Annotated in this window: 12 protein-coding genes; all 12 read left to right on the top strand. The window is 75.1% G+C overall.

All coding sequences use genetic code 11. From position 1 onward, the window contains the following. The first annotated feature begins 78 nt into the window (after positions 1-78). Positions 79-1,116, top strand: a complete 1,038-nt coding sequence (locus tag GA0070607_RS30960; protein ID WP_089021363.1) for a zinc-dependent alcohol dehydrogenase — start codon at positions 79-81, stop codon at positions 1,114-1,116. Beyond that, a complete protein-coding gene (locus tag GA0070607_RS30955; protein WP_089021362.1) occupies positions 1,116-1,937 on the top strand; it encodes a sugar phosphate isomerase/epimerase family protein in 822 nt (273 codons plus the stop codon). The genes GA0070607_RS30960 and GA0070607_RS30955 overlap by 1 nt, the downstream gene beginning before the upstream one ends. After that, positions 1,934-3,292 carry an MGH1-like glycoside hydrolase domain-containing protein gene (locus GA0070607_RS30950; protein WP_089021361.1) on the top strand — a complete coding sequence of 453 codons (1,359 nt, stop codon included), beginning with the start codon at positions 1,934-1,936 and terminating at the stop codon, positions 3,290-3,292. Before GA0070607_RS30955 ends, GA0070607_RS30950 begins: the two co-directional genes overlap by 4 nt. A 52-nt stretch (positions 3,293-3,344) precedes the next feature. Then, positions 3,345-3,743 carry an NUDIX hydrolase gene (locus GA0070607_RS30945; RefSeq protein WP_089021360.1) on the top strand — a complete coding sequence of 133 codons (399 nt, stop codon included), beginning with the start codon at positions 3,345-3,347 and terminating at the stop codon, positions 3,741-3,743. A gap of 42 nt (positions 3,744-3,785) precedes the next feature. After that, positions 3,786-4,289: a DUF2267 domain-containing protein gene (locus GA0070607_RS30940; RefSeq protein ID WP_089021359.1), complete on the top strand. Its 504-nt coding sequence runs from the start codon at positions 3,786-3,788 to the stop codon at positions 4,287-4,289. Positions 4,290-4,706: 417 nt separating this feature from the next. Next, positions 4,707-8,219 (top strand): AMP-binding protein, encoded by a 3,513-nt coding sequence (locus tag GA0070607_RS30935; RefSeq protein WP_089021358.1) that lies wholly within the window; start codon positions 4,707-4,709, stop codon positions 8,217-8,219. After that, positions 8,216-11,281, top strand: a complete 3,066-nt coding sequence (locus GA0070607_RS30930; RefSeq protein WP_089021357.1) for a thioesterase domain-containing protein — start codon at positions 8,216-8,218, stop codon at positions 11,279-11,281. The genes GA0070607_RS30935 and GA0070607_RS30930 overlap by 4 nt, the downstream gene beginning before the upstream one ends. After that, complete coding sequence (locus GA0070607_RS30925; RefSeq protein WP_089021356.1) at positions 11,278-13,587, top strand: lantibiotic dehydratase; 2,310 nt, start codon at positions 11,278-11,280, stop codon at positions 13,585-13,587. Before GA0070607_RS30930 ends, GA0070607_RS30925 begins: the two co-directional genes overlap by 4 nt. Beyond that, positions 13,584-17,105, top strand: coding sequence for a non-ribosomal peptide synthetase (locus GA0070607_RS30920; RefSeq protein ID WP_089021355.1), 3,522 nt, complete (start codon positions 13,584-13,586; stop codon positions 17,103-17,105). The genes GA0070607_RS30925 and GA0070607_RS30920 overlap by 4 nt, the downstream gene beginning before the upstream one ends. A gap of 14 nt (positions 17,106-17,119) precedes the next feature. Beyond that, complete coding sequence (locus GA0070607_RS30915; RefSeq protein WP_089021354.1) at positions 17,120-22,603, top strand: type I polyketide synthase; 5,484 nt, start codon at positions 17,120-17,122, stop codon at positions 22,601-22,603. 23 nt (positions 22,604-22,626) lie between these two features. Beyond that, positions 22,627-23,580: a TauD/TfdA family dioxygenase gene (locus GA0070607_RS30910; RefSeq protein WP_089021353.1), complete on the top strand. Its 954-nt coding sequence runs from the start codon at positions 22,627-22,629 to the stop codon at positions 23,578-23,580. Next, positions 23,580-23,768: an MbtH family protein gene (locus tag GA0070607_RS30905; protein WP_089021352.1), complete on the top strand. Its 189-nt coding sequence runs from the start codon at positions 23,580-23,582 to the stop codon at positions 23,766-23,768. The genes GA0070607_RS30910 and GA0070607_RS30905 overlap by 1 nt, the downstream gene beginning before the upstream one ends. Positions 23,769-23,771 lie beyond the last annotated feature (3 nt).

Below are 23,771 nucleotides of genomic sequence, written 5' to 3'. Positions count from 1 at the left end.
CGCCTTCGATTGATCAATAACAAGACATATAACGATTTTTTGCCTATCCTGGAGCCCAGTGCTACCGGGATGTGACTCATGGTCAACTGGGTTGTCTCTCTCGCGGGGCCTCGACGGATCAGCCTCGAGCCCTGCCCACCGGATCCGCTCGGCCCCGGCCAGGTCCGGGTGCGTACCTGCTACTCCGGCATCTCGGCCGGCACCGAGCTCACCCTCTACCGGGGCAGTAATCCACGACTCAGCAAGGACTGGGACGACGCCGCGCGGATGTTCGTGCCCCGGCAGACCCCGGTGCCGTACCCGCTGATCGGCTTCGGCTACGAGGAGGTCGGCGAGGTCGTCGAGGTGGCCCCGGACGTCACCGACCGGCTCCCCGGGCAGATGGTCTGGGGCATCTGGGGGCACCGCGCCGAGGCCGTGCTCGCCGCCGGGGCGGTCCGCCCGTTGCCCGCCGGCCTGGACCCGCTCGCCGCGGTCTTCGCCCGGCCGGGCGCCATCGCGCTGACCGCAGTGCTCGCCGGGGACCTGCACCTCGGCGACTGGGTCGGTGTCTTCGGGCAGGGCGTCATCGGGCTGCTCGCCACCCGGCTCGCGGTGCTCTCCGGCGCCCGGGTGGTGGCGGTCGACCGGATGCCCGGCCGGCTGGAGCACGCCGCCCGCTACGGCGCGCGGTCGACGGTGGACGCCGCTGCCGAGTCCGCCGCCGCCGTGCTGCGGCAGGCCACCGGCGGCCGGGGCGCGGACGTCTGCCTCGAGCTGTCCGGGGCGTACCCCGCGCTGCACGAGGCGATCCGCTCCACCACCCATGCCGGTCGGGTCGTGGCCGCCGGCTTCTACCAGGGCCAGGCCGACGGGCTCGGCCTCGGCGAGGAGTTCCACCACAACCGCATCCAGTTGGTGGCCGCCCAGGTCTCCGGCCCCACCCCCGCGCCGAGCATGGCCGGCCGGTGGACCGGTGACCGGGTGACGCAGACCTTCATGGAGTTGGTGGCTGAGCACAGCGTCGACCCGTTGCCGCTGGTCAGCCACATCGTCGACGCCAGCGCCGTCGCCGACGCCCTCGCGCTGCTCGACCGCGGCGCCGGTGACGTCCTTCAAGTGGTGTTGAGGTTCTGATGACCACCATCGCGCTGGCCTGCCAGGAACAGCTCCTGCCGGGCACCGACCTGATCCAGAAGTACGCCCTCGCCGCCGCCCTCGGTTACCAGGGCATCGAGCTGCGCGGGCGCGGCGACCTCGCGTTCGCCCGCCGGCTGCCCGAGTTGCGCCGGGCCCGCGCCGCCGGGGTGGTGATGCCCACCGTCTGCGTCGAGATGGACCACTTCATCGGCGACTTCGACCCGGCCCGGTCCGCCGACGCGGTCCGCAACCTGCGCTCCCAGCTCTCGGTGATCGCCGAGCTGGGCGGCGTCGGGGCGATGACGCCGGCATCGTGGGGGATGTTCTCCCGGCGGCTGCCACCGTTCGAACCGCCGCGCCCGCCGACCGGCGACCGGCAGGTGCTCCTGGAAGCCCTCGGCGAGCTGGGCGAGCACGCCCGGGCCGAGGGGGTCACCCTCTTCCTGGAACCCCTCAACCGGTACGAGGACCACATGGTCAACCGGCTCGACGAGGCGGTCGCGCTCTGCGCGGCGGTCGGGTTGCCCTCGCTGCGGGTGGTCGCGGACACCTTCCACATGAACATCGAGGAGGACGATGTGCACCGGGCCCTGCGCGCCGCCGCGCCGTATCTCGGGCACGTGCAGGTCAGCGACTCCAACCGGTACCAACCCGGTGCCGGGCACCTCAACTGGCCGGCGCTGGTGCGGACGCTGCTGGAGCTGGACTACCGGGGCTGGCTGGCGCTGGAGTGCCGGCTGCGCGGCGATCCGGTCCGCGCCCTCCAGCAGGCCGCCACGGTGCTGCGGCACGCGCTGCCCCGGCGGGCCGCGGCATGACCGCCGGTGCCCCGGCCCGCACCGGCGCGTCGGCCGACCTCGCCGGGCTGCGCCGACTCGCGGTCGCCACCCTCGACGCCAACTGGGAGCACGACCACACGGTGCCCTCGCGCACGCTCTACCCGCACCAGTGGAGCTGGGATTCCGCGTTCATCGCGGTCGGGCTGGCCCAGGTCCGTCCCGAGCGGGCCTGGCGGGAGCTGGCCAGCCTGTTCCGGGCGCAGTGGGCCGACGGGAGGGTGCCGCACATCGTGTTCAACCCGGCGCTACGGGTCGGCGCGTACTTTCCGGGGCCGGAGCTGTGGCGCTCGGCGACTGCCGCGGGGGCGCCGGCCGTCGACACCTCCGGCCTGGTCCAGCCGCCGGTGCACGCGCTCGCCGCGTGGCTGGCGTACCGGCGGGCGCCCGACCCGGCCGGCCTGGCCGCGCTGCGCCGTCTCTATCCGGCGTTGGTGGCCCAGCAGCGCTACCTCACCGAGCGGCGGGACCTGGCCGGCGACGGGCTGGCCTGCATCGTGCACCCGTGGGAGTCCGGCCTGGACAACAGTCCGGCCTGGGACGAGCCGATGGCCGCGGTGCCGGCCGAGGCGACGGTGATGCGCGCGTACCGCCGGCACGACACGGCGCACGCGGACGCCGCGCACCGCCCCACGGACCTGGACTACGCGCGCTACCTGGCGATCGTCGCCTCCTACCGGGACGGTGGCTACTCCGACCGGGGTCTGGCCGACGGCCACCCGTTCCTGGTGGAGTGCCCGCTGTTCAACGCGGCGTTCGGTGCGGCCGAGCACGCGCTGGCCGAGATCGCCGCGCTGGTCGGCGCCGACCCCGCGCCGCACCGGGCCCGTGCGGCCCGGATCACCGAGGCCCTGGTGCGCCGGCTGTACGACCCCGCCACTGGCAGGTTCGCCCCCCGCGACCTGCGCACCGACCGGCTGGTCCCGGCGCGCACCGTGCTGGGCCTGGCGCCGCTGATCCTGCCCGACCTGCCAACCCGGCAGGCCGAGGCGCTGGTCGTGGAGGCCCGGTCGGCGCGCTTCGGGGTGGCCCGGCGGATGGACCGGCCGCTGCCCAGCCACGACCGGACCGCTCCGGACTTCGAACCGCTGCGCTACTGGCGCGGGCCGAGCTGGCTGAACGTCGGCTGGCTGGTGCGGCGCGGGCTGCTCACGCACGGGCACCCGGAGCTGGCGGCCGGGCTGCGCCGGTCCATGATCGGGCTGGTCGCCGGCGCCGGCTGCCACGAGTACTTCCATCCGGACACCGGTGCCGGGCTGGGCTCGCCGGCGTTCAGTTGGACGGCGGCGCTGCTGCTCGACCTGCTGGCCGAGGACGCCGGGACCGCGCCGGGCTGAGGACGTCTGCGCCGGCGTACGGTGTCCCCGTCCCACGACGCGAAGGAGCACGGTGCCCGAGATCGACAAGGTGGCCTGGATCCTCATCGAGGGCGGGCGGGTGCTGAGCACCCGCTCCCGAGGCAAGGATGTCTGGTACCTGCCGGGCGGCAAGCGTGAGCCGGGGGAGAGCGACCTGGACACGCTGCGCCGGGAGGTCGCCGAGGAGTTGAGCGTCGCGGTGGACGTCGCCGGCGCCGTACACGTCGGCACGTTCACCGCCCAGGCGCACGGTCACGGCGCCGACACGACGGTCCGCATGACCTGCTACCGCGCCGAGCACGACGGCGAGCTCAGGCCGGCCAACGAGATCGCCGAGCTGGCCTGGCTGGGCTACGCCGACCGGCACCGCACCTCCCCGGTCGACCAGATAATTTTCGATCATCTGTTGGCGGCCGACCTGCTGCGCTGACCGCGCAGTTTGTCGGCACCCGCCGGGGGTAAGCGCCCGGGCGTGACCGACAGCGCGGGCGGCGGGCAGTTCCCACACTTCATCGACGCGGTGTCCCGGCGGTCCGGCCTGCCGGCCGAGCAGGCCGCCGCCGTCGCCCGCGCCGTGCTCCAGACGATGGCCGAACGGGTGAGCGGTGGCCCGCCCGACCCCCTCGCCGGGCACCTCCCGGACGACCTCGACGGCTACCTGACCGACCCGACGCCGCCAGCCGCGACCGCCGGCCCGGACAGCGGCGGGGTCGGGCTGGACACCGGTGTTGGCCTGGACGTCGGCGGCGCCGCCGCGCCCCCGCCGGCGCCGGACGCCGGGCCGGCGGAGTTCCTTCGCCGGGTGGGTCAGCGCGCCGGGGTGGACCCGGCCACCGCCCGGACCGGGACGGGCGCGGTCTTCGCGACCCTGCGGGAGGCGGTGACCGTCCGGGAGTTCCGGGAGATGGTGGCGCGGTTGCCGCGCGACGGCGACGGCGAGGTCACGCCCGCCCCGCCCGATCCATACGGGAGCTGACCCGCGCACGCGTACGTTTCCGGGTGAGATCCACTCCAGGTCGCCGAAATTGCGGTATGCCTGACATTCGAATCCCCCGAATCGGTGTCGATCATCCGACGAGTGGTCTGTCGACCACGCGACTTCATTGTCGTCGATCGGGAAATTCCACCGCGCAAGAAACATTGCACCGCAAAATCGGCCGCTGGCAGTCGTGTTAGGCGAAGATTCGCCGTTGCGCCAGGGGGATGATCGGACGATATTCATCGTCCCTCGTCCGAGCCGGAGTCGACCCTTTGGCTCGACTCTAATCGATGATCTTTCCCGGCAGTCATCGAACCCTATGCTCGTTCCATTGTGAAGTCCTGGGGGGGATCATGATCATGCCTGCCGATTGCCGTGCGCCCGTCTGTTGTGGATCGGTGTCCGCGTCCTGAAATGGGAACCTCGACGCTGATCCATCGCTTCGGCGATGCCGCCGCCGCTCGTCCCGACCATCCCGCCGTACTCGGCGACACCGGCCCGCTCAGCTACGCCGCCCTCGCCGGCCTGGCCGGGGGGCACGCCGGCCTGCTGGCCGCGGCCGGCGTCCGGCCCGGTGACCGGGTCGGCCTGCTGACCGCGCACGGCGCCGGCACCATCGCGGCCATCCTCGGCACCCTCGCCGCGGGCGCCGCCTACGTGCCGCTCGACCCCGGCTTCCCCGAGCAGCGGCTGCGGCACCTGCTCGACGGCGCCGACGTCACAGTCCTGCTCTGCGGTGGCGAGCACACCGAGCTGGCGCGTCGGCTCGCCGCCGACCGGCCCGGCCTGCGGGTCGTTCCGGCAGTCGACGTGCGGCCCGCGCCGCTGCGGCCGGTGCCGGTGGCCTCGGACGCGCTCGCGTACGTGCTGTTCACCTCCGGTTCCACCGGGCGGCCCAAGGCGGTCGGGCAGAGCCACCGCAACCTGACGCATGTGGTGGACAACCAGATCGCCCTGCTCGCCCTGCGGCCGGACGACCGATTGAGCCTGCTCGCCTCGTTCAGCTTCGACGCGGCCATCCCCGACCTGCACCCGGCGCTGCTCACCGGGGCCACCGTCGTCCCGGTCGACCTGCGCCGGCACGGGCTGACGTACGCCGTCGAGCAGCTGGCCCGGCACGGCGTCACCGTCTACCACTCCACGCCGACCGTCTTCCGGTACCTGTTGGACACCCCGGGCATCGAGCGGCTGGACCGGATCCGGGTGGTGCTGCTCGGCGGCGAGCAGGCCAACTACGCCGACGCCGCCCGCGCCCGGGGCCGCTTCGCCCCCGGCTGCGTCCTGGTCAACGGCTACGGGGCCACCGAGATGACCTTCGCCGCCCGGTACGCGCTGCCGCTGGCCGACGTCGACCCGGCGGCCACCGGCCCGCTGCCGATCGGCACCGCCCTGCCCGGGTACGCGCTGCGGCTCGCGCCGGACGGCGAGATAGTCGTACGCAGCCGGCACCTCGCCCCCGGCTACCTCGACCGGGCCAGCGACCGGTTCGGCCACGACCCCGACGGCGTGCCGCTGTACCGCACCGGCGACCTGGGCGAGCTGCTGCCCACCGGCGAGCTGCGCTGCCTCGGCCGGCTGGACCGGCAGGTGAAGGTGCGCGGGTTCCGGATCGAGCTGACCGAGATCGAGTCGGTGCTCGCCGCCGAGCCGGGCATCGCCGAGGTGCGCGCCATCGTCCGCGACGGCGAGGTGCTGGCGTACGTCCGGCCGGCCGGGCCGCCGCTGGACCCGGCGGCGCTGCGGGCCGCCCTGGCCCGGCAACTGCCCGAGTACGCGCTGCCCCAGGCGGTCGTGCCGATCGCCGAGTTCCCCCTGACCACCAGCGGGAAGGTCGACGAGCGGGCGCTGCCGGACCCGGCCCGGGCGGTGCCACCCGGGGACCGGCCCGCCACGCCGACCGAGCGGGTCGTGCACGACATCTGGTGCGCCGTGCTCGACCGGGACGCGGTCGGTCGCACCGACAGCTTCTTCGACGTCGGCGGGCAGTCCCTGCTACTCGGCCAGGTGCAGCAGCGGCTGGCCGAACGGTTCGGTGTGGCGGTGCCGCTGCTGCGGCTTTTCGACCACCCGACCATCGCCGCCCAGGCCCGGTTGGTCGACCCGCCGACACCAACCACCCCGGCGCCGCCGGTTGCCTCGGCGTCGACCCTGCCCGCCGCGCCGCCGACCGTCGGCAGCCCGCCCGCCGCCCCGGCCGGCGCGCGGGAGTACACCGGCGACGAGATCGCCGTGGTCGGTCTCGCCGGCCGGTTCCCCGGCGCGCCGGACGTGGCCACCTTCTGGTGGAACCTGTGCGCCGGGGTGGACGCCATCCACGACCACAGCGACGAGGAGCTCGCCGCGCTCGGCGTCGGCCCGGGGCTGCGCGCCGACCCCCGGCACGTCAAGGCCACCGGCCGGCTCGACGGGGTCGCCGACTTCGACGCGGAGTTCTTCGCCTTCGGCGACCGGGAGGCGGCCCGCACCGACCCGCAGCACCGGCTCTTCCTGGAGACGGCCTGGGAGGCGCTGGAGGACGCCGGTCACGACCCGGACCGGTTCCCCGGCCTGGTCGGGGTCTACTCGGCCACCTCGGTCAACCGCTACTTCCTGTTCCACCTCATGGACAACCCGGCAGTGGTCGGCGACGTCGACCCGGACGACTGGGAGGCCCGGCTCGTCGGGCGGCAGCTCACCGACCACCTGCCCGGCCAGGTCGCGTACCGGTTGGGGCTGACCGGGCCGGCGGTGGCCGTGCAGAGCGCCTGCTCCAGCTCGCTGGTGGCGGTCTGCCTCGCCGCGCAGAGCCTGGCCGACTACCAGTGCGACATCGCGCTGGCCGGTGGGGTGAGCGTCACCTGGCCGCGGCACCGGCACACCACCGGTGGCCTGGCCTCCCCGGACGGCCGCTGCCGCGCGTTCGACGAGGCCGCCCAGGGGGCCGGCTTCGGCTCCGGTGTGGGGGTGGTGGCGCTGCGCCGGCTCGCCGACGCGCAGGCCGACGGCGACCGGATCTACGCGGTCCTGCCCGGCTGGGCGGTCACCAACGACGGCGGTGACCGAGCCGGCTACGCCGTTCCCGGGCCCGCCGGCCAGGCCGCCGCGGTGGCCGGCGCGCTCGCCGCCGCCGAGGTCGCCCCCGGCGAGGTCCGCTTCATCGAGGCGCACGGCAGCGGTACGCCGCTCGGCGACGCCATCGAGGTGGCCGCGCTGCACGAGGTGTATCAGGGCACCGCGCCCGCCGAGACCTGCGCGCTCGGCTCGGTGAAGACGACCATCGGCCACCTGGACGCCGCCGCCGGCATCGCCGGGCTGATCAAGGCGGTGCTCGCCGTGCGGCACGGCGTCATCCCACCGAACCTGCACTTCACCCGCCCGCACCCGGAGATCGACCTGTCCGCCGGCCCGTTCTACGTACCGACCAAGGTGCGCGACTGGCCGGACGCGCCGCGCCGGGTCGCCGGGGTCAGCTCGTTCGGACTGGGCGGCACCAACGCGCACGTCGTGGTCGAGCAGGCCCCGCCGGCCGAGCCGGTCGACCCTGCGCCGGCCGGGGCGCACCTGCTGCCGGTGTCGGCGCGTACCCCGGCGGCGCTGCGGGCGGCGTTGATCCGGCTGCGGCGGCACCTCGCCGGCACCACCCCGGCGCTGGCCGAGGCGGCCGCGACGCTGGCGCTGGGCCGGCGCGCGTTCCGCCACCGGGCCGCCGTGGTGGCCACCGACCCGGCCGGCGCGGTCGCCGCCCTCGACGAGTTGCTGACCACCGACGCGCGGGTGGCCGGCGACTCCGGGCCGCTGCGTGAGCTGGCCGCCGCCTGGGTGGCCGGGCGCGACGCTGACCTCACCACCCTGCATCCCGCCGGCACCATCCGGCGAACCTCGCTGCCCACCTACCCCTTCCAACGGCAGCGGTACTGGATCGACCCCCCTCAGAAAGGCGTGCGGTGAACTGGTTCATCTCCGCCGGCAGCCGCGACCCGGCGCCGGTGCAGTTGTTCTGCCTGCCCTACGCCGGTGCCGGCGCCAGCGCGTTCCGACACTGGCCCGACCGGCTCGGCCCGGACGTCGAGGTGCTGCCCGTGCAGCTCTCCGGCCGAGAGAACCGGATCAGCGAGGACCCGCGGTTCCAGATCGCCGACGTGGCCCGGGCCATCGCCGGGCGGGCCGACCGGCCGTACGCCATCTACGGGCACTCGATGGGCGGCCGGGTCGGCTTCGAGGTGGTCCGCGAGCTGCGCCGCACCGGCCGGCCGCTGCCACTGCGCCTCTACGTCGGCGGCGCCCGCGCCCCGCACGTCAGTGAGCCCAGCGTCTTCGACGGACTGTCCCAGGTGGACGACGCCGAGCTGCTGCGCCGCCTGGATGCCGGGGGTGGGCTCCCCGCCGGGCTGCTGGAGCACCCCGAACTCGTCGAGCTGCTGATGCCGCTGCTGCGTGCCGACTTCGACCGGGTGGACGGCTACCGCTACCGGCCCGATGCGCCGCTGCCGGTGCCGATCGTGGCGTTCAGCGGCCGCACCGACCGGGCGGTGACCCGTGAGCAGAGCGCCGCGTGGCGGGAGCACACCACCGCCGGCTTCACCCTGCACGAGCTGGACGCCGGGCACTTCTTCCTGCACGACGCGCTGCCGGCGCTGGCCGCCACCATCCGCGCCGACCTGCGCGCGGCCGTCGCCGGGAGCGCCGCGGAGGCCGGCGCCCACCGGGTGCCGTTGGGCGACACCGGCTGGTCGGTGTGGCGCGACGCCCTGCTGCGCAGCACCGGGTTCCCGGCCGACGGGCTGACCCTGCTGGCCGCGCCGCAGGCCGCCGCGGCCGCCGACGAACTGCTGGTCACCGGCGCCGGGGTCGAGCAGTTCGACAAGGAATTCGACGAGGCCCTGCTCGCCAGCGCCGGTCGGCTGACCGACCTGGCCGCGGACCCGCTGCTGCGGGAGGCCGTCACCTGGCAGAACCGGGGTGCGCTGCCCGCCCTGGACGGGCTGGTCCGCGGTGGCGCCGAGGCCACCCGCAACGTGCGCCGGCGGGAGCGGGAACGCGCGCTGCTGAAGTACTGGCAGCGGTACTGCGGCAAGAACGAGACTGTCGGCTTCTTCGGGCCGAGCTGCTGGGTCACCATCGACCCAGACCTGCCGGCCGCCGCCGAGGTCCGCCCGGGCGCGGCGCTGACCCGCCGCCGCTGGGTGTGGTTCGAGTCGTGGGCGCTGGCCGCGTACGCCGAGCGGATCGGCGCGGACCCGGCGGTGCGCCGGTGGTGGGCGCCCCGGCTCGCCCCGCACCTGCGCCTCGCCGGGCGCGAGGTGCTTCGTCCGGCCCGGCCGCCGGTGCCGCTGTCCCCGGTCGAGGCGGCGCTGCTGGCCGCCGTCGACGGCCGCCGCGCGGCCCGCGACGTGATCGCCGACGGGTCGATCGGGCTGCGCCGACCCGAGGACGGGTACGAGCTGCTGGACCGACTAGTGCAGCGAGAGCTGATCACCTGGGACGCCGCGCTGCCGGTGAACCCGCAGGCCGAGGAGGTGCTGCGCCAGCGGATCGCGGCGATCGGCGACGCCCCGGCCCGGGCCGCCGCCGAGGCCGGCTTCGACCGGCTGTGTGCCGCCCGGGACGCGGTCGCCGCGGCGGCCGGTGACCCGGACCGGCTGCGGACCGCCCTGGACGCGCTCGACGAGACGTTCACCGAGCTGACCGGGCAGCCGCCGCAACGGCGGGCCGGGCAGATGTACGCCGGCCGCACACTCTGCTACGAGGACACCAGCCGGGACCTGGACGTGGTCTTCGGCGCGCCGCTGCTGGACGAGCTGGCGGCGCCGCTGGCCGTGCTGCTGCGGGCCGCCCGCTGGCTGGCCGGTGCGCTGGAGGAGGCGTACGGGGCGGTCTTCCGTGAGCTGTACGACGAGTTGCGCGCCGAGGCGGGTGACGGCCCCGTCGCCCTGTCCGACCTGTGGTTCCTGGTGCAGGGCCTGTTCTGGGGCACCGGGGAGCGCCCGGTGGACGCCGTGGCCGCGCAGTTCGCCGTCCGCTGGGCCGAGCTGTTCGGCCTGGCCCAGCAGCCGTCGGGCGTCACCGAGGTCCGGCTGGACGTGGCGGACCTGGCCGCCCGGGTCGACGAGGCGTTCCCGCCGCCGCCGGCACGCTGGTCCACCGCCCGGCTGCACAGCCCCGACCTGCAGATCTGCGCCGCCGACGCGGACGCGCTGACCCGCGGCGAGTACACAGTGGTGCTCGGCGAGCTGCATGCCGCCTGGCCGTCGTTCGACACCTACGCGGTGACCCCGTCGCACCCCGACGTGGAGCGGCTGCGCGCCGCGCTGGCGGCCGACCTCGGCCCGCGCCGGATCCGGCTGCTATACCCGACCGACTGGCCGCGGCGCACCAGCCGGGTCGCCGAGTCGCTGGCCGGCCCGACCGACCGGCAGTTGGCCTTCGCCGCGGCACCTGGCGCCGAGGACGACCGGGTGCTGCCCACCGTCGCGCTCACCGTGCACGACGAGGCCGGCCGGCTGGTCGTCACGGCCGAAGACGGGCAGCGCTGGTCACTGACCGAGGTCTGCGCCGCCCTGCTGAGCACCCATGCCGTCGACGGGTTCAAGCTGGTCGCCGCCGCACCGTGCACGCCCCGGATCACGCTGGACCGGCTGGTGGTGGCCCGGCAGACCTGGCGTACCACGGTGGGGGAGTGCGGCCTGGCCACGGTGACCGGCGACCGGGCCCGCTACCTGGCGGTGCGCGAGTGGCGGCGCGGGCTGGGCCTGCCCGAGCAGGTGTACGTCAAGCTCGGCACCGAGACCAAGCCGTGCTTCGTCGACCTGAGCAGCCCCGCGTTCGCCAGCCTGTTCTGCACAATGGTCCGGGCGGCCCGCCGTGACGGCGGCGACGACGTCACGCTGGTGGTCAGCGAGATGCTGCCCACTCCGGACGACGCCTGGGTGCCCGACGCCGCGGGCCGGCGCTACTTCAGTGAGCTGCGGCTGCACATCGTGGACGCCGCCGAGCCGGAGTCGTCCCGATGAGCCACCGGCTGCCGCTCGGCGAGACCGGTTGGTCGGTGTGGCGCGACGTGGTGCTGCGTACCGCCGGGTTCCCGGCGGTCGGGCTGGACGCCTTCGCCGCCCCGGACGCGGCCGACGCCGCCGACGCGCTGCTGGCCGGTGAGGTCGCCGCCGAGGTGTTCGACAAGGCGTTCGCCGAGGCGCTCGCCGACGCGTCGGCCACCGCCGGCCGGATCGCCGCCGACCCGCTGCTGCGCGAGGCGGTCACCTGGCAGAACCCGGAGATGCTGATCGCCCTGGACGGTCTGCTGCGCACCGACCCCACGGTGCGCAACGTCCGGCGGCGCAAGCGTGAGCTGAGCCTGCTGCGCTACTGGCAGCGCTACTGCGGCAAGGCCGAGACGATCGGCTTCTTCGGCCCGGTGTGCTGGGGCACCTTCGACCCCGCCGACCCGTCCACCCGGCTGCGGCCGGGGCCGACGACGCTGTCGAGGCGGGAGGTGCACTTCGAGGCGTGGGCGCTTATCGCGTACGCCGACCGGCTCGCCGACGACCCGGCCGTACGCCGCTGGTGGGCGCCGGCGTTGCCGCCGCACCTGAGCGTGGTCGGCCGGCTGCTGCACCGGCCGCTGCACCCGCCGGTGGAGTTGCCCCTTGCGGAGGCGCGGTTGCTGGCCTGCTCCGACGGGCGCACCCCCGCGGTACGGCTGGTCGAGCGGGTGCTCGCCGCCGGCGATACCGGCCTGCGCACCGCCGACGACGCGTTCCTGCTGCTCGATCGACTGGTCGAGCGGGGCCTGCTGACCTGGGACGCCGGCCTGCCGATCAGCCCTCGGGCCGAGCAGGTGCTGCGCGAGCGGCTGGCCGCGATCGGCGACCCGACGCTGCGCGCCGAGGTGAGCGCCGGCTTCGACCGGCTCTGCGCCGCACGCGACGACGTCGCCGCGGCGGCCGGCGACCCGGACCGGCTGGGCGCCGCGCTGGCCGCGCTGAACGAGGAGTTCACCGCGGTCACCGGCCGACCCGCGACCCGGCAGGCCGGTCAGATGTACGCCGGCCGCACCGTCGTCTACGAGGAGACCTCCCGCGATCTCACGGTCACCGTCGGCGCGGCGGTGCTCGACGCCCTCGCCGCGCCGCTGGCCGTGCTGCTCCAGGCCGCCCGGTGGCTGACCGCCGAGATCGGCGCCGCCTGCGAGCGCCTCCTCGCCGAGCTGTACGAGGAGCTGCGCGCCGACGGGCCGGTGCGGCTCGCGGACGTCTGGTCGCTGGCCCAGGGGCTGCTGGTCGCCCAGGACGGGCCGCTGGCCGCCGCCGGGGCCGGTTTCACCGCCCGCTGGGCCGAGCTGTTCGACCTGGCCGCGCTGCCGCCCGGGCAGCCCGAACTGCGGCTGCGCGGCACGGAGCTGGCCGAGCGGGCCCGGCGGGTGTTCCCGGCGGACGCGCCGGGCTGGCCGTCGGCCCGGATCCACAGCCCGGACGTGCAGATCAGCGCCGTCGACCTGGCCGCGCTGAACCGGGGCGAGTTCCTGCTCGTGCTCGGCGAGCTGCACCCGGCCACCCCCACCTTCGACAGCGCGGTCTTCGTGCCGTTCCACCCGGACCCGGCGGCGCTGCGCGCCGGGCTGGACACCGACCTGGGTCCGGCCCGGGTGCGGGTGCTCTACCCGGAGGGCTTCCCCCGGGTCACCACCCGCACCACGTACGGGTTGACCGGCCCGGCTGACCGGCAGCTCGGCATCGACACCGCCCGGGGCGGCGAGGTGGACCGGCTGATACCGGCGACCGAGGTGCGGGTGGTGCCGGTCGGCGACCGGCTGGCGGCTGTGCTGCCCGACGGCAGCCGTTGGCCGCTGGTGGAGGTCTTCGCCAACCTGCTCGGCTCGCTGCTGGTGGACGCCTTCAAGCTGCTCGACCCGGCGGCGCACACACCCAGGATCACCATCGACCGGCTGGTCGTGGCCCGCCGCACCTGGCGGACCACCGTCGCGGACAGCGGGCTGGGCGGGGTGACCGGAGAGGCCGAGCGGTTCCTCGCGGTGCGCCGGTGGCGGGCCCGGCTCGGCCTGCCCGAGCGGGTGTTCGTGAAGGTCGGCACCGAGGTCAAGCCCTGCTACGTCGACCTCACCGGCCCGCTCCACGCGCAGTCGCTGTGCGCGATGGTCGACGCCGCGGCCCGCACCGGGCCGGACGTCGCGGTCGTCGTCACTGAGTTGTTGCCGGCACCGAGCGAGAGCTGGGTGACCGATGCGCACGGGCGCGGACACGTCAGCGAGCTGCGTCTGCAAGTCACCGATCCGAGCAGCTACCCCGGGGGGAACGGGTGACCGACATCCTGTCCATCAGCGCCGTGACCGGTGAGCCCCTGCCCTGGCCGGACGCGACGATCGCCGAGCTGGTGGTCGCGCAGGCCGCCCGTACCCCGGACGCGGTGGCGGTGCGCCAGTGGGACAGCCGGCTCACCTACGCCGAGCTGGTGGCCCGGGCTGCCGGGGTGGCGGCGGCACTGCGCGTGCGGGGCGTCGACCGGCAGAGCCGGGTGGGGGTGTGCGGCGCCCGCCGGCCGGAACTGGTAGCCACCGTTCTGGGGGTGTTGCTGGCTGGCGGTTGCTACGTGCCGCTGGAGCCGGGCGGCCCGCGTCGGCGGCTGCGCGGGATCGCCGCCGACGCGGGCGTGTCCCTGGTGGTCGGCGACGCCGCCGAGGCGGAGTTCGGCGACGTGCCGGGCGTCGAGGCGCTCGGGCTGCCCGGCCCGGCCCCGCTCGCGCCCTGCCCGGCCCGCCCCGGTGATCCGGCGTACGTGCTGTTCACCTCGGGTTCCACCGGCCGACCCAAGGGGGTGCTCACCAGCCACCGCAACGTGGTCGAGTTCCTCACCGGCGTGGTCGCGCTCACCGGCGCGGACGCCGGCGTACGCAGCCTCGGCATCGCCTCGCTCGGCTTCGACGCGGCCACCATGGACCTGTTCGTGCCGCTGCTGCTCGGCGGCGCGGTGCAGCTGCTCGGCGCCGAGGATCGCGCCGACCCGGTTCGGCTGGCACAGTTCATCGCCGCGCACGAGGTCAACTGGGGCTTCGTCACGCCCACCCTGCTGGCCATGCTGGACCCGACCGAGCTGCCCGCCTGGCGCACGGTGCTGTGCGGCGGCGAGGCGGTGCCGGCCGCCCTGGCCTCCCGCTGGGCGCCCGGCCGTCGATTCTTCAACGGCTACGGCCCCACCGAGACGACGGTGCTGGTGGTCAGCGGCCCGTTGAGCGCCACCGAGACCGAGCCGGTGCCGATCGGCCGGCCACTGCCCAACCATCGGGCGTACGTGGTGGACGTGACGCTCGACCCGGTGCCGCCGGGGGAGATCGGTGAGCTGCTGATCGGCGGGCCGGGGCTGGCCGACGGCTATCTTGGCCGGCCCGCGTTGACCGCCGAACGCTTCGTTCCGGACCCGTTCTCCGGGCTGCCCGGCGAGCGGTTGTACCGCACCGGCGACCTGGTCCGGCTCGACCCGGACGGGCGGATCGCCTACCTCGGCCGGGCCGACCGGCAGGTCAAGATCCGTGGGCAGCGCATCGAGTTGGGCGAGGTGGAGGCGGTGCTGGCCGAGTTGCCCGGGGTGACCGGGGTCGCGGTCGAGGCGGTGCCCGGCCCCGCCGGTGTCGAGCTGGTCGCGTTCCTCACCCCTGCGGACGCGCCCGACGACGCCCGGCTGCGCGGGTACGCCGGCAGCCGGCTGACCGCGGCGATGCTGCCGGCCCGGGTGCTGCGCCGCGGCGCGCTGCCGGTCAGCGCGGTCAGTGGAAAACTGGACCGGCCGGCGCTGCGCGCGCTGGCCGCCGCCGCGCTCGTCCCCTCCGCCGACACCACCACCCCCGCCGCCGGTCCGGCCACGCCGGACGGATCCGTGGCGGCGGCGGTGGCCGACATCTGGACCCGGTTGCTCGGCGTGGCACCCGAGCCGGCGACGGACTTCCTCGCCGCCGGTGGCAACTCCATCGCGGCGATGCGCCTGGTCGCCGCGCTCCGCGCCGAGCTGGGCCGGCAGCTCGACACCCGCGAGGTGTTCACCCAGCGAACCTTCGGGCGGCTGGTCGAGCGGGTGGCCGCCGCGCCCAGCGGCGGGGACGGGCTGCGTACCGGTAACCCACCCACCCTCTCCCCGCCGCAGCGCCGGCTCTGGTTCGTCGACCAGCTCGCGCCGTCCAGCGCGCCGTACAACATCGCGGTGGCGCACCGGTTGCGTGGCCCGCTGGACACCGCCGCGCTCGGGGCGGCGCTGCGGGCCGTCGCCGAGCGGCACGACGTGCTGCGCTGGCGGATCCCGCAGACCGCCGGCGTGCCGTACGCCGTCTGCGCCGAGCCGACCGACGTGGCCGTGCCGGTGGTCGACCTGACCGGCAGCGTCGAGCCCGAGGCCGAGCTGACCCGGATGCTCGCGGCCGGCGCCGCGCACCCCTTCGACCTGGCCACCGGGCCGCCCTGGCAGGTGACCGTCTACCGGCTCGGCCCGGCCGAGCACGTGCTGGCCGCCACCTGGCACCACGCCGTCTTCGACGGTTGGTCCGAACGGGTCTGCTACGACGATCTGGCGGCCGGGTACGCCCGGGCGGTGGCCGGCCAGCCTCCGGCGCTGCCCGAGCTGCCCGCCCACTACGCCGACTACGCGGTCTGGCGGGCCGAACGGGACCGGCTGCGCGGCGCGGCGGACCTGGCCTGGTGGACGGCGCACCTGGACGGCGTGCCGACGGTGCTGGACCTGCCCCGGGACCGACCCCGACCCGCGGTGCAGACCTACGCCGGCGCGGAGGCGGCCGTCCGGCTGCCCGCGGACACCGACCGCGCGGTCCGCGAGCTGGCCGAGCGGCGCGGCACCACCGTGGCGTCGGTGCTGCTGGCCGCGTTCGGTGAGCTGATCGCGCGGCTCACCGGCGGCGACGACCACGTGCTCGGCGCGATCGTCGCCGACCGGAGGCTGGCCGCCTTCGACGACGTGATCGGCTTCTTCATCGACACGGTGCCGGTGCGGGTCCGTACCGGCGGGGCGAGTTTCGCCGAGCTGGTCGACCGGTGCTCCGGGGAGCTGCACGAGGCCACCGCCCATCCCGGGGCGCCACTGGAACGGATCGTCGAGGCGCTCGGCGCCGGCCGGGACACCGCCCGCGCGCCACTGGTGCAGGTGCTGTTCAACGTGCTCAACTTCGCGCCACCACGGCTGACGCTGACCGGGCTGACCGCCGAGCCGGTCCCGGTGCCCAAACCCGGCTCCCCGTTCGACATCACCGTCTACGTGGTGCAGCCCGACGGCCGCACCGGCGTCGAGGTGGTCTACAACCCGGACCTGTTCGACGCCGGTCGCATCGACGACCTGCTCGCCGACCTGGCCGAGCTGGTGGGCGCGCTGGCCGGCGCACCTGACACGCCGGCCCGCGAGGTGGCCGCCGCCCTGCCCCGGCCGACCGTGCGGGTGCCGCAGCTCGGCGCGATGACGGTGGCCGGCGGCGACCGGCCGGCGCTGGTGCCCGCGGGTCCGGACGGACTCACCGAGACCGAGGAGCTGATCGCGGGGATCTGGCGGAAGGTGCTGGAGCGCGAGCGGGTCGGGGTGACCGACAACTTCTTCGACATCGGTGGGCATTCGCTGGCGCTCGCGGCCGTCCACGCCCGACTGACCACCGCCACCGGCCGGTCCATCAAGATGCTCGATCTGTTCCGCCACCCCACCATCCGGGCGCTCGCCGCCAGCCTCGACGGGGCCGCCGACCGCCCGGAGCTGGCGCGGGCCGCTCTGCGCGCCGCCGCCCGCCGCAGCCGTACCCGCCGTATCCCTCCCCGCCGCCCCGGCGGCACCGCGTGACGAAGGACAGCCTGATGAGCAACCCGACCGCAGCCGACCTGCCCGACGACGTCACCGACCTGCCCGACGACGGCATCGAACCGATCGCGATCGTCGGCCTGGCCGCGCGCCTGCCCGGTGCGGCCGACGTGCACGAGTTCTGGCGCAACCTCGTCGACGGGGTGGAGTCGGTCACCGACCTGACCCGGGAGGAGCAGCTGGCCCGGGGCGCGAAGATCGAGGAGGTCGACGACCCGGGCTGGGTCAGTCGGGCCCCACTGGTCGACGGCTACGACGAGTTCGACGCCACGCTGTTCGGGATGACCGGCCGGGAGGCGGAGCTGACCGACCCGCAGCACCGCCTGTTCCTGGAGTCCTGCCACACGGCGCTGGAGGACGCCGGCTACGACCCGACCCGCTACGACGGCGCGATCGGCGTGTACGCCGGCACCGGCGGCAACACGTACCTGAACCGGAACGTGCTGCGTAACCGGCGGGTCGGCGGCAACCCGCACGGCGCGGTCTCCATCGCCACCGGCAACTCGCCGAACTATGTGGCCACAAACGTGTCGTACCGGCTGGATCTGCGCGGGCCGAGCCTGACCGTGCACACCGCCTGCTCCACGTCGCTTGTCGCCTTCCACCTGGCCTGCGAGGCGCTGCGCAACGGCGAGTGCGACATGGCGCTCGCCGGTGGTGTGAACATCGAGCTGCCGCACGTCGGCTACCTCGGCATGGACGGCTTCACCTCACCCGATGGCCGCTGCCGCCCGTTCGACGCCGCCGCCAACGGCACGGTGTGGGGCAGCGGCGTCGGGGTGACCCTGCTCAAGCGGCTCTCCGACGCGATCGCCGACGGGGACGCGATCCGCGCGGTCGTGCTCGGCAACGCGATCAACAACGACGGCGCCGGCAAGGTCGGCTTCACCGCACCCAGCATCGACGGGCAGGCGGCGGCCATCGCCCAGGCCGTGGCGATGGCCGACGTCGACCCGCGCACCATCAGCTACGTCGAGGCGCACGGCACCGGCACCGCGATGGGTGACCCGATCGAGGTGGCGGCGCTCTCCGCCGTGTACGCCCGTGACACCGACGAGCGGGGCTGGTGCGGCATCGGCTCGGTGAAGTCGAACATCGGCCACCTCAGCCAACCCTCCGGCATCGTCAGCGTGATCAAGACGGTGCTCGCAATGGAGCACGGACTGATCCCGCCGACGATCAACTTCGAGACGCCGAATCCAGCCGTCGAGTTCGCCGACACCCCGTTCTACGTGGCGAACACCCTCACCAAGTGGGACACCGACGGCGGGCCCCGGCGGGCCGGCGTCAGCTCGTTCGGCATCGGCGGCACCAACGCCCACGTGGTGCTGGAGGAGGCGCCGGCGGCGTACCGCACGGACCGTCGGGTACCCCCGGCGCACCTGCTCCAGGTCAGCGCGGCCACCCCGAGCGCCCTGGACGCGGCGGTGCAGCGCCTCGCCGCGCACCTGGACGGCGCCGCCGACGCCGGGCCCGCGTACCTCGCCGACGTCGCGCACACCCTGCGAGTCGGCCGCCGCCCCCACCCGCACCGCCGCGCCGTGGTCGCCACCGACCTGCCGAGCGCCGTCACGGCCCTGCGCAACCCCAAGCGCGCGCAGCCCGCACCGCGACCATTGACCGACCGTCCAGCCCCGACAGTGGGGTTCCTGTTCTCCGGGCAGGGCGCCCAGTACGCGGGAATGGGCGCGCAGCTCTACGCCGAGCAGCCCCGCTTCGCCGCGGTCGTCGACGAGTGCGCCGAACTGCTCCGCCCCGCCCTGGGCCTGGACCTGCGCGACCTGATCCTCGGCCGGGACCCGGCGGCGGGGGAGAAGCTCACCGAGACCCGCTACACCCAGCCGGCGCTGTTCACCGTCGAGTACGCCCTGGCCGCGCTCTGGCAGGCCGCCGGAGTCCGGCCCGCCGCGATGATCGGACACTCCATCGGCGAGTACGTCGCGGCCACCGTGGCCGGAGTGCTGAGCCTGCCGGACGCGCTGCGGGTGGTCGCCGCCCGGGGCCGGCTGATGCAGTCGTTGCCCGCCGGCTCGATGCTCGCCGTCGCGCTGGACGAGTCGGTCGTCGCCGACCTGCTGCCCGACGGGCTCTCCGTGGCCACGGTCAACGGCCCGGGCACCTGTGTGGTGGCCGGCGGGACCGACGCCGTGGAGGCGTTCGCCGCGATGCTGAAGGGCAAGTCGAAGGCGCTGCGCACGTCGCACGCGTTCCACTCGCCGATGATGGAGCCGATCCTCGCCGAGTTCACCGCGTTGATGGGCACGGTGCCGCTGCGCCCGCCGGCGGTGCCGTTCCTGTCCAACGTCACCGGCACCTGGATCACCGCCGAGCAGGCCACCGACCCGGCGTACTGGGCGACGCACCTGCGTCAGCCGGTCCGCTTCGGCGACTGCGTGGCCACCCTGCTGGCCGCCGGCACCTGGCAGCTGGTCGAGTGCGGTCCCGGCCGGCAGTTGGCCAGCCTGGCCCGGATGCAGGTCGCCAAGGCCGCGCCGGAGCAGCGCGCGCTGACCCCGTTGACCAGCCTGCCCGCCGCCGGGGAGAGCACAGGTGATTTGGCCGCCCTGCTGGCCACCGCCGGCGCGCTGTGGTGCGCCGGGCTGCCGGTGCGCGTCGACGCCGACCCCACGGCCCGCCGGGTGCCGCTGCCCACGTACCCGTTCGAGCGCCGCCGCTACTGGATCGAGCCGGACCCGCAGCAGCCCCTCGCCGCCGTGCCGGTGGAGACCGGGCCGCGACCGCTGGCCGAGTGGTTCGCGGTGCCGGTCTGGCGGCAGGCCGCGCCGCTGCCACCGTCCGGGTCGTTGGGCCGCTGCCTGGTCCTCACCGCGGGTCCGCGCGGTGACGCGCTGGTCGCCGGCCTGCGGGCCGCCGGTGCCGACCCGGTGCCGGTACGCCCCGGCGACGCCTTCGCCGCCACCGACGGCGGTTACCGGCTGCGCCCCGGTGCACGCGCCGACCACGACGCGCTGGTCGCCGCGCTCACCGCCGACGCCGCACCGCCGACCCGGCTGGTACACGCGTTCACCCTGGACGGCCCGCCCACCGGCACCGACATCGCGGCCACCTGGGCCGCCCAGGACCTGGGTTTCTTCAGCGCCCTGCACCTGGTGCAGGCGCTCGCCGGCGCCGGCCTGACCGGCGAGGAGCACGGCCTCACCCTGGACCTGCTCACCGCCGGCACCGGCGACGTGCGCGGCGACGACCTGCGCCGCCCGGAGCACGCCACCCTCGCGGGGTTGGCCCGGGTGCTGCCCGCCGAGCTGCCCGGGCTGACGGTCCGGCTGATCGACGCGGACCCGAGCGACGACGACGCCGGCCCGCTGGTCGCCGAGCTGCGCCGTCCCCGGGAGCCCGAGGTGGCTCTGCGGGGCGGCCGCCGCTGGGTGGCCGATGTCGAGCAGGTGACGATCGACGCCGAGGGGGAGCCGGGCGCACTGCGCGACGGCGGCCGGTACGTGATCACCGGTGGCCTCGGCGGCATCGGCATCACCCTGGCCGAGGACTTCGCCACCCGGGCCCGCGCGAAGCTGGTGCTGCTGGCCCGCTCCGGGCTGCCCGAGCGCGAGCGGTGGGACGACCACCTCGCCGTGCACGGCGATGACCGGGCCGGCCGGGCCATCGCGGCGATCCGCCGGATGGAGGCCGCCGGCGCCGAGGTGCTGGTGCTCGCCGCCGACGTCACCGACCCGGCCGACCTGCGCCGGGTCCGCGACGCCGCGACGGCCGCGTACGGCGGCATCGACGGCATCGTCCACGCGGCCGGCCTGCCCGGCGGTGGGATGGCCGAGGTCAAGGAGCGGGCCGAGGCGGTACGTGTGCTCGCCCCGAAGCTCGCCGGCACCCTCGCCCTCGCCCAGGTCTTCGGCGACCTGCCGCTGGACTTCGTGGTGCTCTGCTCGTCCATCACCGCGGTGGTCGGCGGCTTCGGGCAGGTCGACTACTGCGCCGCGAACGCCTTCCTGGACGCGCACGCCCGCTCCGGCGCGGGCTGGCGGGCCCCGGTGCTGTCGCAGAACTGGGGTGGCTGGGCCGAGGTGGGCATGGCGGTGGAGACCGCCGTGCCGGCCGGGTTCCGGGCGGCCGGGCGGGACACGGTGACCAGCACCGTCGAGCACCCGGTGCTCACCACGAAGGTCACCGGGCCGGCGGAGACCGTGCTGCACGGTCTGGTCTCCGCCAGCACCCACTGGCTGCTGGACGAGCACCGGATCGGCGGGGTGCCGGTGGTGCCGGGCACCGCCCACCTGGAGTCGGTGCGCGCCGCGGTGACCGCCGCGCTGCCCGCCCCCGGCCCGGGCGCGGCCGTGGAGCTGCGCGACGTGGTGTTCCTGGAACCATTCGCTGTGCCCGACGGCACGGTCGCCCAGTACCGGGTGGAGCTGACGCCGGCCGACGACGGCGGCACGGACTTCGCGGTCCGCAGCCTGGCCGGTGGCCGACTGCGCACCCACGTGCGCGGCGCGGCCGGTTGGACCGACGAGCCGGCCCCACCGGCTGCCCCGGCCATCCCGGCCGGCCGCCGGGTGGACGACGACGCCTCCTTCGGCCGGGGCCGGACCAGCATGCTCACCTTCGGGCCGCGCTGGGCCGCGCTGGGCGAGCATCACCTGGCCGACGGCTCCGAACTGGCTGTGGTCGAGGCACCCGCCGCGGCCGCCGGCGACCTGCCCGCCTGGGGGCTACACCCGGCGCTGCTGGACGTGGCGACCGCGTTCGGCCGGGGCCAGGGCAGCGGCACCTACCTGCCGCTGTCGTACGGCCGGATCGTGGTGCGGGGGCCGCTGCCGGCCCGGTTCACCAGCGAACTGCGGCACCGGGCCGGTGACACCGACGAGGTCGTCGCCGCCGATCTGTCGCTGCGCGACCCGGACGGCCGGGAGCTGGTCGCGATCAGCGACTTCGTGCTGCGCCGGGTCGACCAGGGTGCGGTCACCGGCGGCCTGACCGGACCGTCCGACGCTGACGGTGGCTCTGCCGCGCCGACCTCGACCGAGGACATCCGGCCGGTGGACGGCGCGGAGGCGTTCCGCCGCAGCCTCACCGCCGGCCTCGGCGCCCAGGTGGTCATCGCCACCCGGACGGTGGACGAAATCCGCCGCCGCGCCGGGCGGGTCACCACCGGCAACCTCACCGGCGACGCGGTCGCCGACCCGGCCCAGCCCGGCATCGACGGCAGCGCCGTACCGGGCACCGAGCTGGAGACCACCATCGCCCGGGTGTGGCAGGACGCGCTCGGGGTGCCCCAGGTTGGCGTCGACGACGACTTCTTCGCCCTGGGCGGCAACTCCCTGGTCGCGGTGCAGCTCATCGCGGCGATGCGCAGGGCGACCGGGGTGAAGCTGCCGATGCGCAGCCTCTTCGAGACCCCCACCGTGGCCGGGCTGGCCGCCCGGATCGAGGAGTTGCGCGGCACGACCACCGACGAGCCGGCCAGCCCGGCACCGATCCCCGCCATTCCGCGACTGCCCCGCGCGTGACGAGAAATCAGGAGTAGAGAGCCATGAGCGACACGATCGCCACGCTGCCCGTGGTCGTCGAATCCGACGGTCGGGCACTGACCGAGCTGATCGCCGAGCGCCGCGCCGAGCTGCGGGCCACCCTCGCCGAGCAGGGTGGTCTGCTGTTCCGCGGCTTCGACGTGGGCGGGGTGGACGGCTTCGACCAGGTGGTCCGGGCGCTGTCCGGTGAGCCGCTGACCTACACCGAGCGGTCCTCACCACGGCACGCCATCAAGGGCCGGGTGTACACCTCGACCGACTACCCGCCGGACGAGGAGATCTTCCTGCACAACGAGAACTCGTACCAGGCGCGCTGGCCGTTGACGCTGTTCTTCTACTGCATCACCGCGCCGGAGACGCTGGGCGCCACACCCCTGGCCGACATCCGTCAGGTCTACCGGGAGATCGACCCGGCGGTACGCGAGGAGTTCGTCCGCCGCCGCTGGATGCTGATGCGCAACTTCCACGAGGACTTCGGCGCGAGCTGGCGGCACGTGTTCGGCACCGACGACCGGGCCGAGGTCGAGGCGTACGCGGCGGCCAACCGGATCAGTCTGGAGTGGACCGGCCGCGACGGGTTGCGTACCCGGGCGGTCCGCGACGCAGTGCACCACCGCCCCGGCTCGGACACCCCCCGCTGGTTCAACCACGCCACCTTCTTCCACGTGAGCAGCCTGGCCAAGGACATCCAGGAGGGGCTGCTGGCCATGTTCGGCGCCGACGGGTTGCCGTCCAACACCTACTACGGCGACGGCGGCGAGATTCCCGCCGACGTCATGGACCACCTGCGTGCCGCGTACCGGGCCGCCAGCGTCCGATTCGACTACAAGCGCGACGACGTGCTGGTGGTCGACAACATGACCGCCGCGCACGGGCGGGAGCCGTTCACCGGCCCCCGCAAAATCGCCGTCGCGATGGCCGAACCGCACACCCCCGACAGCGTTGGAGAGCAGTGATGGCCGAACCCCGATTCCTGGTCGTACGCAACGACGAGGAGCAGTACTCCATCTGGTCGGCCGACCGGGACCTCCCGGCGGGATGGCACGACGCCGGGTTCGCCGGCACCCGCGAGGAGTGCCTGGCGCACATCGACACCGTCTGGACCGACATGCGTCCCCGCTCGGTACGCGAGGCGAGCCAGTGAACG

Origin of the sequence: Micromonospora coriariae (assembly GCF_900091455.1) — a bacterium.
Classification (GTDB): Bacteria; Actinomycetota; Actinomycetes; order Mycobacteriales; family Micromonosporaceae; genus Micromonospora; species Micromonospora coriariae.
The sequence above is the reverse complement of the archived record's forward strand: the minus strand, read 5'-3'. Positions and strand labels throughout refer to the sequence as shown.